Below are 12,215 nucleotides of genomic sequence, written 5' to 3' on the forward strand. Positions count from 1 at the left end.
GGCCGTAATCGGTTTCGGTTGGTTGAGTGCGGATTGAAAGGATGAAAATGCTCGACACTCTGATAAAAGGCGGCACGATAGTCGATGGCCTGGGCGGCGCGCCCCGGATTGGCGATATCGGTATCAAGGATGGGCTGATCGTCGAACTGGGGGACGCCATCGTGGCCGACGCCAAAGCAGTTCTCAATGCCGCAGGTGCAATAGTGACGCCCGGCTTTGTCGACATTCACACGCATTATGACGGCCAGATCAGCTGGGACGACGAGATGAATCCGTCGGCCAGTCACGGCGTGACATCGGTCGTTATGGGGAATTGCGGGGTTGGGTTTGCGCCCGTCTCTCCCGGTGGGGAACGTGATCTCATCGAAGTGATGGAGGGCGTTGAAGACATACCCGGCACCGCCCTTTACGAGGGCATAGAATGGGGAGCCTGGGAGACTTTTCCCGAATATCTGGATTATATCGATTCCCGTAAATATGCGCTGAACATTGGGACCCAGATTCCCCATGCTGCGGTGCGCAACTATGTTATGGGCGAGCGTGGCCGTACCAATGAACCGGCAACGGCCGATGACATTGCGAAAATGAGAGACATTGTAGCCGGAGGCCTGAAGGCAGGTGCGCTCGGGTTCTCCTCATCACGCACCATCGGTCATCGGTCGACCAAAGGAGTATCCATTCCTGGCACCTTTGCTGCGGAAGAGGAGGTGATTGCCCTCACTGACGCTATGAAGTCGCTCGATAAGGGAGTTTTTGAACTTATCCCGGCCGGTGTGATTGGCGATCTCGAACAATTTGGTGGCGAACAGCGGAGCACCGAAGAAGAACTGGATCTGATGACTCGGATTTCCAAAGCGACCGGGAGACCGGTCACGTTCACACTGCTCCAGCATGCCGAGGCGCAAGAAGAGTGGCGACGAATACTGGATCAGGTCTCGACCGCCAATCAGAACGGCGCAAATCTTCATCCACAAGTCGCATCGCGCCCAATCGGGTTGGTAACCAACCTCAAGACCTACCACCTCTTTCAACGGCGCGAGACCTTTCTGCGGCTGGCAGAACTGCCTTTCGATGAAATGTTGACAGAAATGAAAAAACCGGATGTCCGTGCGGCGATATTATCCGACAGGAACATCAAACCGGAGTTACCAGGCACGATGGAAAACGTGCACGAGGTTTTCAAGATTGCCGGCGCTGTTCTGTTCGAGATTGAAGATCCAATCGACTATGAGCCGACACCCGACAAGAGTTTTGCGGAACGGGCAAAACGGGCAAATCAGGACTATGAAGAATATATGTATGATTTCCTGATTCAGGATGACGGTTCCCGTTTTGCTATCATGCTCAGCAGCAATTTCTGCAGCTATAACCATGATGCGATCTATGAAATGCTGTCGCATCCCGAAACGGTAACAGGCCTTAGCGATGCTGGGGCGCATGTGACCCTGATATTCGACGGTGTGGCACCGACCTATCAAATGACCCACTGGAGTCGCGACCGAACGCGGGGACAACGAATCCCGCTTGAGTTTATCGTGCAGAAGCAGAGTTACAAGAACGCCCAGCTTTATGGCTTGCATGATAGGGGATCACTGGAAGTCGGCAAATGTGCGGACATCAATGTCATAGATTTTGAAGAGCTGCAGCTGCTTGGCCTGGAGGTTCAGGCCGATCTTCCAGCCGGGGGCAAACGCATATTACAACCGGCAAAAGGCTATATCGCAACCTTCGTAAATGGCGTCAAAACCAGAGAAAACGACAGGGACACCGGCGCAAGACCGGGGCAACTGCTTCGCGGCTAGATGTCTGGCGTTCAGGAGCGTGCCGGGTTCTCCAACTTGGGTCAGCTATTACAAAGGGTTTTACATGACATATCGCTACGACCGGAACTGCGAAAGTCCTGCATTTTGACCGAGGCATCGACTGTAACCCTAAAACCCCGTCAACTGGCCGCTTTGCTTGTTCTATTTATGTGCGCTTTTGCCGCTCCGCTAACCGTGGCGTTCAATATCGGGACCATAATTTCGGCTTTCGGTGCCAGCCGCGTAGAAGCTGGCTTGGTGATATCGGCAGAAGGGATCGCAGTATCGATCGCCGCGTTAGTCTGTTCCCGACTGATATCCAAATATTATCTGAGAACATTATTATTTGCCGGGCTTGCTTTTGTCGCTGCGGGCAATGTCCTTACCCTAGTCGCGGAGAGCATTCCGGCCATGATCGGATGCCGGATAGTTGCCGGACTTGGTATAGGAACAGTGATCAGCGCAGTTATGGCAACCGCCGCTCGCACACCCAAACCTGAGATGACATTTGGATGGGTCAACGGTTGCGCAGGTGCTTTTATCTCCATGATGGGGTTGACCGTACCCTATTTCATTTTGCGCGATGGACTGGACGGAGCTTATGGCCTGTACACCACGCTTTCACTATTGGCATTGCTCTTGGTCCCGATGGTTCCAAACATCAAGGCACCTCCTCATGAAATGCCGTCAGCCACTTCGCGCGGCAAAGGAGCATCGGGCAGGCTGCAAGAACATACTGGCTGGATTGCCTTGCTGGGACTGGGGATTTTCTTTTTCGGACAAGCGGGCATTGCTGCGTTTGTCGAGCGTATAGGTGCCAGAATAGATGTTTCCTTGGCGACGTTAGGAACGATCTTTTTCTTTAGCGGGCTGCTGACAATTGTCGGACCGATTGCCGCCGGTATGGTTGGCCCGCGCTTTGGATCTACGAAGCCCCTGGTTCTGATTGGTTTTCTGTTTTGCGTGGCCGTTCTTGCTGTTGCCACAGGAGGTGACAAATTAGGCTTTTATCTCAGCGTACCGATGATCATGGTATTGCCAGCGATATTGCTGCCGTTTTTCCTTGGGGGGCTTTCGGTTGTTGATCCGACAGGAAAGCTGGCCGGAGCCCAACCCGCCTTTGCAACCATGGGCGGCGCTCTAGGGCCAGTAGCTGCAGGCGCGGTTGCTGATGCGAGCGGATTCGGTGCTCTGGGCTGGTTCGTCGTAATCATGCTCGCCGTTGGAATGAGCCTGATGGCAACGGCAACCTTCAAAGCAGACAGCTTGCGTAACGCAAAGCTGCAAGGAGTGATATAGTCCATGCACCCGCGCGTATTTGCAAACAGCCATCCTGAAAATATCGCTGCCATAATGGGCGATGGGTCTGGCGCCCTCACCTATCGGGATCTTGAATACAGAGCCAATCAGGGCGCGCATTATTTCCGTTCACTGGGATTACAAAACCGGGATGCAATGGCGCTCTGGATGACCAACAGAACAGAATTTTTCGAGATTTACTGGGCGGCACAGCGCTCCGGTCTGTTCATCGTGCCTATATCGACCCAGTTCACCATCGATGATGCTCTCTATATCATCAATGACAGCGGCGCGAAATTGCTGATTTGTGATCCGGCCGTCAGTGCCGCCGATCATATTCTGGAGGATGAAAAAGAGTCGATTGCAGACGTAATTCGTCTCAACCTTGGCGACTGGAGCAAGACGATTGCCAAGTTTCCGATTACTCCGATCAGCGACGAACTGGCTGGCGTGCAGATGGTCTACTCGTCCGGCACCACCGGCCGGCCGAAAGGAGTCAGGATAACTCTACCTGACATGCCTGCCACTGCCGCCGTACCGCGGGCGGAAGCTCTGGCCCGGCAATATGGGTTTGACGACAAAGCCGTACTACTGACGCCGGCCCCGCTATATCACGCTGCACCGTTGATATTTTCAACTATGCCGCAAAGAGCGGGATCGAAAATTGTTTTGATGCCAAAATTCGATGCGGAGCAAATGCTGCAATGGATCGAAGAATATCGGGTTGCATTCATTCAGATGGTCCCGACCATGTTTATCCGCTTGCTCAAGCTTTCCGAAGAGGCGCGCAAACAATATGATATTTCGTCGCTGAAGGCCGTTCTCCACGCCGCCGCTCCCTGCCCAATCGAAGTGAAGCATGCGATGCTCGATTGGCTGGGGCCGATCATCTACGAATATTACGCTGGTTCAGAAGGCAATGGGAGCACGTCAATCGGTCCCGAGGAATGGCTGCGCAAGCCAGGGTCGGTCGGAAAATCGGACAACGGACCGATCCACATTTGTGATGAATCTGGTCATGAATTACCTACTGGTGAAGCCGGTCTGATCTATTTCGAAGGCGGTAACGAATTTGCTTATTACAACGATGAAAAGAAAACGCGCGAAGCTCGACATCCGTTTCACAATGGCTGGACGACCATGGGTGATATCGGAAGGGTTGATGAGGATTCTTATCTCTATCTGACAGATCGCAAGAGTTTCATGATCATTTCGGGTGGCGTCAATATTTATCCTCAAGAGGTCGAGAACCTGCTGATCCAGCATCCGGAGGTCACGGACGTAGCGGTTATCGGCATTCCCCACGTCGAAATGGGCGAAGAGGTCAAAGCGGTCGTACAACCTGTCCACTGGGAGGCTCAAGGCGACGAATTGGCCGATAGGCTGATCAGCTATTGCCGGGAAAAGCTGAGTCATTTCAAATGTCCCAAGTCGATAGATTTTGAACGCCAACTACCCCGACACGAGACCGGCAAGCTGTATAAACAGGAAATCAGGAAAAAATATTGGTCGGGCCATGCTTAGCCCGGAAAAGTACGCAGATCGATTTGGCGGAGGCGGAATCACTGCGACCCTTGAGGCAAATCGCAGGATATTGCTCGATTCCATTCGTTCTGGAGCCTCGCTAACGGCACGTTTTATAATGAGATTCCGTTGCCCGGCGCAGGCTGGAATATATAGTTCTAATAGTATGCCCGTTGGGACTTGTACGATTTCGAGACGCCTACAATCACCTTGGACGGATAAGCAATCCCGCTCCGCCCCCGTGGTTAAACCACACACCAAGAGATCGGAAAATCGAATATGAAATTCCATCAGCAAAATCCCAGTGATACAAGAACGGGTTGCAGTTCACCAGCAGCATCAAGCCTTCCCAACAAAGTCATCCCCCCAATCTCATCCCTTCCAGCCGAGACACTCGATATCGCGAAAAACAAACGCCCTAATTATGTGCTGACAGTCCTTTTTCTGGTAACGATGCTCAACTTTGTTGACCGGCAAATGATCTCGATTCTGGCCGAGGCGATCAAGCGGGATATGGGTCTCAGCGATAGCCAGATCGGTTTGATGACGGGATTGTCATTTGCACTTTTCTACACAACACTGGCTATACCCGTGGCAGCACTTGCTGACCGTTGGAACCGGAGCCGGATCATTGCAATTGCCATATCGATCTGGTCGTTCATGACTATATTGTGCGGCGTGGCAGTCAACTTCGTGCAATTGTTTGTGGCAAGAATTGGTGTTGGGGTCGGAGAAGCGGGATCATCACCAGCCTCCCATTCACTGATTGCAGATCTTTTTCCTCCCGAACGGCGCGCAGGCGCACTCGGAATTCTGGGCATGTCGGTACCGATTGGCTCGTTCATTGCCTATACCGGCGGTGGATGGATGGTGGAAAACATCGGCTGGCGCATGGCTTTCGTCATTGCCGGAATACCGGGACTTTTCATTGCCGCGCTGATGTGGTTTACCGTACCAGACCCTAGGGGAAAGCCGCGCCTAGCGGACGCTTTCAAGCCGAAGGAGAGCGAGACTAGCCTGCGCACGGCGATTTCAGAACTGTCCAGAAAACCAGCCTATTGGCATCTGGTTGGTGCCGGCATCATCATTTCGTTCGTGTCCTATGGCCTCGCTAGTTTTTATGCTGGGCTGTTCGTCCGCGTGCACGGCATTGGCTATACGGAACTGGGATGGAAGCTCGGGGTCATGGTCGCAATATCCGGAAGCGGCGGAGCTTGGATAGGCGGTAAGGTCGGCGATTATTTGAACGTCAGAATGCCCGCAGGATCCTTGCTTGCCAGCGCCGTTATCCTCCTCGCAGCTACGCCTGGAATGTATTTTGCAATCTATGCCCCATCGGCCAATATCGCTTTTCTGCTGCTCGCAATCCCCACCTTTGCTTTCACCTTCAATTACGGCCCCAATTTTTCCACTATCCAACTGCTTGCCAGCGATCAGACACGGGCATTAGCGATGGCCATCTGGCTGCTCTTCGCAGGCTTGTTCGGTTTGGGCCTAGGCCCGGTTTTTGTGGGTGTCGTATCGGATATTTTTTCAGGCGGGGCGGCGGAGGTAGAAGCAAGTTCTTTGCAGAAAGCCTTGGCAATATTGGCGCTGTTCAACATCTGGGGCGCGTTTCACTTCTGGCGTGCGCAAATCCGAATGAAAGCGACTCTGACCAAAAGTGATCCGGATAGACCTTTCCAACGATGAAATTACCCATGGAGAATGACTGTGAATGACGATTATGCAATGACGATCGACGGCAAGGCGGTGCTATCTGAGAAGGTGATAAAAGTCATTAATCCGGCCAATGGCAAAATATTTGCCGAAGCGCCTGACTGTTCCGCCGAACAACTGGATGAAGCCGTCACCGCCGCTCAATCTGCTTTCAGGAACTGGCGCGATACGCCGATTAAGGAGCGCCAGGCAATGGTTCGCAAGGCGGGTGATCTGTTGATCGAACACGCCGCGGAACTTAGCCGCTTGTTTACCCGCGAACAGGGACGGCCTGTTGATGCGGCCGCAATGGAGATCCAAGGTGCAGGCACTTGGATGCATGCCGTGGCGGAAATGACCCCGCCGGTGCACGTCTCGGCGGATACGGAAACAGAGTTTGTCGAGACACGCTATGTTCCATTGGGCGTTATTTGCGCTATTGCGCCATGGAATTTTCCGGTTAATCTCGCGATGTGGAAAGTTGCGCCCGCTCTTGTAGCAGGGAACACGATGGTTTTGAAACCATCGCCATTTACGCCCCTGTGCACATTGAAAATCGGACAGTTGCTCAACGGAATATTCCCCCCCGGCGTTTTCAACGTCATCTCTGGTGGTGATGATTTGGGGCCAATGATGACATCGCATCCCGGCTTTGCGAAAATATCATTCACGGGCTCGACTGCCACCGGAAAGCGAGTGATGGAATCCGCGTCAAAAGGGCTAAAAAGGCTCACATTGGAACTCGGCGGGAACGATGCAGCGATTGTCATGCCGGACGTTGATCTGGATGAGGTGGCAGCGAAAATTTTCTTTGGCGCATTTTTTAACACATCACAAATCTGTGTTGCGACAAAGCGGCTCTATGTGCACGAGATAATCTATGACGATTTGCGCGACCGGCTCGCCGCCATTGCTGAGGCCACAAAGGTAGGTGATGGCACAGAACAGGGAACTGTGCTCGGACCGATCCAGAATCAACGGCAGTATGAGCGGGTACTTGATTTGATGAAAGACGCCCGCGACACCGAGCTCACGATGATTCAGGGGTCGGCAGTCCCGAAAAATGGTGGCTATTTCATTCCAATCACGATTGTCGATAATCCACCTGAAGACTCCAGGGTAGTGCAGGAAGAAGCCTTCGGACCGATTTTGCCGATGCTGAAATTCTCTGATATTGATGACGTCATCGAACGCGCCAACAACAGCGACTATGGTCTTGCTGGGGCGATATGGTCAAAAGACACCGACAAGGCGATGGAGATCGCTCGGCGTATTGAGACGGGTACTGTCTGGATCAACCAGAACCTTATGTTGCGCCCCGACACAGCCTTTGGCGGACATAAACAAAGCGGCTTTGGCGTTGAAAACGGCATGGATGGGCTGCTGGAATATATGGCGCCGCAAGCCGTTTATCTCGCGCGCTAATCGACTATCTAGACAGGATCCACACTATGTATGATGTAATTATTCGCGGCGGCAAAATAGTCGACGGACTAGGCGACACCCCCTATATCGGCGACATTGCCATTAGCGGCGGAAAGATTACCGCCGTTGGCCCTTCGGTAAAAGGCGAAGCCAAGCGCACGATTGATGCCGAAGGCGCTATGGTCACGCCTGGCTGGGTCGACGTTCACACCCATTATGACGGACAGGTAAGCTGGGACGATGAACTTGCTCCATCTTCCCACAACGGTACGACGACCGTCGTCATGGGTAATTGCGGCGTTGGTTTTGCTCCGGTCAGACCCGGGAAAGAGCAGGCGCTGATCGAACTCATGGAGGGCGTCGAGGACATTCCCGGCACAGCACTTTATGAAGGTATAGAATGGGGCAAATGGGAAAGTTTTGGCGATTATATGGATTATATCGGATCGCGGGAATATGCGATTGATGTCGGCGCACAAATTGCGCATGGTGCCGTCCGCTATTATGCCATGGGCGAACGCGGGCGGACAAACGAAGATGCCACGCCCGAGGAAATTGACAATATAGCGACGCTGGTCGAAGAGGCTATCGATGCAGGTGCGGTCGGCTTCTCGACGTCCCGCACCATCGGGCACCGTTCTCTTTGGGGAGAGCCGGTTCCGGGAACATTTGCCGCTGACGAGGAGCTGCTGGAAATCGCACGCCGAATGAGAAAGCTCGGCAAGGGTGTGATTGAAGCCATTCCCGCCGGAGCGGTTGGTGAACTAGCCATGCTGGGCGGCGAGCGCAATGCGCCTGAAGAAGAGCTTGAGTTACTGCGACGATGCTCCGAGGAAAGTGGTCGACCGGTAACTTTCACCTTGGTCGAAACTCGCGATTATTATCCCGACCTATGGCGCCACCTGCTGGAAAAAACTCATCAGGCCAATGCCGCAGGCGCGCAATTGTTTCCTCAGGTACCTTCGCGGATTATCGGTTATTTGCATGGGCTGAGTTCCTATCACGCCTTCATGCGCGCGCCGACATATATGGAGAAAATGGCGAAGTTGCCGATTGCCGAACGGGCCAAAGCCATGCGGGATCCAGAGATGAAACGGATCATCATGTCTGAAAAGGCCGTGCCTCATGAAGCTCCAGGGTCGATGGAACATGTTGCGGGTCTGTTTCGGCAAAATGCCGACATATTATATCCGATGGCCAATCCTATCGATCTGGAGGCTGGTCCAGAATCTTCGATCGGTCATCTTGCAAAAGCGGTAAATAAGGAACCGCTGGAATATCTGTACGATTATATGGTCGAAGGCGACGGCACTCAATTTGCATCTTTCAGTCGCGCGAACCTGCCCGAAAGCCTTGACGTGATTGGCGAAATGCTGACACATCCCGATACGGTCACGGGTCTTAGCGATGCCGGCGCTCATGTGACACTGATTTGCGATGCGACGATGCCGTCGACCCAACTCAGTTATTGGTCAAGAGACCGCAAAAAAGGGAATACAATTCCGGTTGAATATCTGGTTCACAAGCAAACCGCCCGTAATGCTGCGCTCTATGGATTTAATGATCGCGGGTCGCTGGAGGTGGGCAAGCGCGCAGATATCAACGTGATTGATTATCAAAATCTGTCGGTTGCCCCGCCCGTGGCGCACCATGACCTGCCCGCAGGCGGTACGCGATTGATGCAGCCGATAACCGGCTATAAGGCGACATTTTGCAACGGCGTAATGATCCGCGAGAATGACCAGGATACGGGAGAGCGCCCCGGAAGACTGGTACGCAGCTAGGCGCGCTATATTGCTCCTGCCTCGGCGAGCGCGTCGATCTCGCTCGCCGAGTAGCCAAGTTCCAGCAATATCGTCTGGCTATGCTCGCCAACATCGGGAACAGCTCCCATATCTGGTTCCATCCCATCCAGTCCGCCGGGTGGCCTTAGCGCCGGGATCAAACCGGCTGACGTTGAAACTTCTCGCCAGCGGTCGCGTGCCTTTAACTGAGCGTGCTCCCAAAGCCCTGCCATATCATTCATCCGTGCATTGGCGATACCCGCTTCATCCAGCATGTTAATCAGATCATCGGAATCTATACTCGAAAACACTTCGACGATAGTTTTTGTCAAATCGTCCTTGTGTTCGAGGCGCAGACCATTCCCCTTGAAACGGGGGTCCTGCAGCAGATCCTTGCAACTGAGGATCTGTTCACAAAAAACCGCCCATTCCCGCTCGTTCTGAAGACCGATAAAAACACTTTTGTTATCGCGAGTCGGGAATGCTCCATAGGGGAATATCGTGGCGTGGGAGGACCCCGCACGCGGCGGTGGAGGAGCACCCTGATAGGCATAATACATGGGATAGGACATCCATTCCGCCATCGCTTCAAGCATGGATATATCTATATGGCTGCCCCTGCCGGTTTTTCCACGCTGGATAATTGCAGTCAGGATATTGGTGTAGGCATACATTCCCGCTGCAATATCAGCGATGGAAATGCCCGCCTTGGCGGTCTCCCCTTCTGTCCCGGTGATCGACAAGAAGCCCGATTCAGACTGAATGAGTAGGTCGTATGCCTTGCGCATCTTGTCGGGGCCGTCATTTCCGTATCCGGAAATATCGCAAACGATAAGCTGTGGATATTGGGCGTGGAGCGATTCAAAAGACAGCCCGAGCCGAGCCGCAGCGCCAGGCGCCAAATTCTGCAAAAGAACGTCGGATTTTTCCAGCAGTCTGTGCAGAATATTGTCTGCCTCGGGATGTTTGATATTCAGCGCCAAACTCTCTTTCGATCTGTTCGTCCAGACGAAATGAGAAGCAAGGCCGTCGACCCGCGTATCATATCCTCGCGCAAAATCCCCGATCTCTGGTCGTTCTACCTTGATAACCCGCGCACCAAGCTCTGCAAGCTGACGCGACGCAAATGGTGCCGCGATAGCATGTTCAAAGGCCAGAATGGTAATTCCTTCGAGAGGCTGCATTATCCGTTCTCCAAAAAACCTGCTGGTCTGCCCTTGGCATAACGATATCGCATCACAACTTGATATTGATGCTTTTGATCTGACAATAATGGTGGAGCGCTTCAATGCCCTTCTCGCGCCCGTAACCACTTTTCTTGAAGCCTCCGAATGGAAGAAGAACACAAGGGTCATAGTGGTTTACTGTAATATAGCCGGCATCAATAGATGCCGCCACGCGATGGGCCTTGCGCAAATTCTCTGTCCACAAGCCTGCTGCCAGACCATAGTCGCTATCATTTGCGATCTCGATTGCATCTTCCTCGGTATCGAACGGGATAATACCAAGTACCGGACCAAATATTTCTTCCCTTGCAATCCGCATTGTGGGCGTGACACCGGAATAAATCGTAACCGGTATATAGGCACCGTCCCCCCAATCCTTTTCGCCCATATCCGCGCCGCCACATTCCAGCCGCGCGCCATCCTTTTCGGCAATCGCAAAAAACCCCTGTATGCGGCGAAACTGGTCTTCGGTCGTAATTGCACCCACGTCTGCATCATCACTCGAACCAATCTTCAGTTTTCTTGCTGCTACGACGATTTTTTTGACGACCTCATCGTAGATTGGACGGGCTACCAGCAGCCTTGAACCTGCACTACAAATCTGGCCAGCATTGCTGGTAAAAGCCGCTAGCGAGCCCTTGATGGCGAGATCGATATCGGCATCTTCAAAAATGATATTGGCTGACTTCCCTCCCAGTTCGAGGGTTAATGGGATGATCCTGTCGGCTGCGATATGGCCAATTTCCTGACCGGTGCGGACGCTTCCCGTAAAGGTGACCTTACTGATATCGGGATGAGAGACCAATGCCTTTCCGCATTCGGCCCCGGTGCCCAAAACCACGTTCAGAACGCCGGGGGGCAATCCGCATTCCACAGCGATCTTAGCGAGTTCAACGGCCGTACCGGATGTATATTCCGAAGGCTTACAAGTCACCACGTTGCCAGCCGCCAACGCCGGCGCGATACCGCGGGCGCTCTGGTTCAGAGGAACATTCCAAGGGGTCACCACCCCAATCGCGCCATAGGGTACACGCATGGTGAAGGCATGATAGCCCGAACCATTATTGATCACTGCCCCCATATCCAGCGTGGTCAAGCCGCCATAAAATTCAAAATATTGCGCGGCCGCTTCCACCTCTATCGGCCCCTGCTTCGGTACCTTTCCCGCTTGCTCTGCATCGAGTTTGCCGAGCATATCGGCAGATTCTCTGATCTTGCGCCCGATATCAATCAATATCCGTCCGCGCCGCAAAGGTTCCACGTCTCGCCATTCGGCAAATGCCTCCAGATTGGAACGTATTGACCTGTCAACCGTTTCCGCGTCGCCCAGTGCGATCTCGGCTACAGCGCGACGGGAGTGCGGACAGTTGCTTACAAAGATACTCGCCTTCGGGTCGGCAAACGGCTTCCCATGAATGAAATGCGTAAATTTTTTCATCTTCTTCCCGATAGAGCAA

General features: G+C 53.2%; 8 protein-coding genes. 6 read left to right on the top strand and 2 right to left on the bottom strand.

The window, feature by feature from the left end; genetic code table 11:
- Nucleotides 1–47: 47 nt before the first annotated feature.
- The 6 genes from ACHZCJ_RS07780 to ACHZCJ_RS07805 all read left to right on the top strand — a co-directional run bounded on the left by ACHZCJ_RS07780 (nucleotide 48) and on the right by ACHZCJ_RS07805 (nucleotide 9,532).
- Nucleotides 48–1,802, top strand: a complete 1,755-nt coding sequence (locus ACHZCJ_RS07780; RefSeq protein ID WP_321325339.1) for an amidohydrolase family protein — start codon at nucleotides 48–50, stop codon at nucleotides 1,800–1,802.
- A 105-nt stretch (nucleotides 1,803–1,907) separates the two neighbouring features.
- A complete protein-coding gene (locus ACHZCJ_RS07785; RefSeq protein WP_321325340.1) occupies nucleotides 1,908–3,101 on the top strand; it encodes an MFS transporter in 1,194 nt (397 codons plus the stop codon).
- 3 nt (nucleotides 3,102–3,104) lie between these two features.
- Nucleotides 3,105–4,625 (top strand): acyl-CoA synthetase, encoded by a 1,521-nt coding sequence (locus tag ACHZCJ_RS07790; RefSeq protein ID WP_321325343.1) that lies wholly within the window; start codon nucleotides 3,105–3,107, stop codon nucleotides 4,623–4,625.
- A gap of 279 nt (nucleotides 4,626–4,904) precedes the next feature.
- Nucleotides 4,905–6,317, top strand: a complete 1,413-nt coding sequence (locus ACHZCJ_RS07795; protein WP_159647774.1) for an MFS transporter — start codon at nucleotides 4,905–4,907, stop codon at nucleotides 6,315–6,317.
- A gap of 15 nt (nucleotides 6,318–6,332) precedes the next feature.
- Nucleotides 6,333–7,748: an aldehyde dehydrogenase family protein gene (locus ACHZCJ_RS07800; protein ID WP_321325345.1), complete on the top strand. Its 1,416-nt coding sequence runs from the start codon at nucleotides 6,333–6,335 to the stop codon at nucleotides 7,746–7,748.
- 26 nt (nucleotides 7,749–7,774) lie between these two features.
- A complete protein-coding gene (locus ACHZCJ_RS07805) occupies nucleotides 7,775–9,532 on the top strand; it encodes an amidohydrolase family protein (RefSeq protein WP_321325347.1) in 1,758 nt (585 codons plus the stop codon).
- 5 nt (nucleotides 9,533–9,537) lie between these two features.
- Here the strand turns inward: ACHZCJ_RS07805 and ACHZCJ_RS07810 are convergent, their stop codons facing one another.
- Both ACHZCJ_RS07810 and ACHZCJ_RS07815 read right to left on the bottom strand, forming a co-directional pair.
- Nucleotides 9,538–10,716 carry a CaiB/BaiF CoA-transferase family protein gene (locus ACHZCJ_RS07810; protein WP_321325349.1) on the bottom strand — a complete coding sequence of 393 codons (1,179 nt, stop codon included), beginning with the start codon at nucleotides 10,714–10,716 and terminating at the stop codon, nucleotides 9,538–9,540.
- 52 nt (nucleotides 10,717–10,768) lie between these two features.
- Nucleotides 10,769–12,196 carry an aldehyde dehydrogenase family protein gene (locus tag ACHZCJ_RS07815; protein WP_159647771.1) on the bottom strand — a complete coding sequence of 476 codons (1,428 nt, stop codon included), beginning with the start codon at nucleotides 12,194–12,196 and terminating at the stop codon, nucleotides 10,769–10,771.
- Nucleotides 12,197–12,215 lie beyond the last annotated feature (19 nt).

Source organism: uncultured Parasphingorhabdus sp. (assembly GCF_963677535.2).
Taxonomy (GTDB): Bacteria; Pseudomonadota; Alphaproteobacteria; order Sphingomonadales; family Sphingomonadaceae; genus Parasphingorhabdus.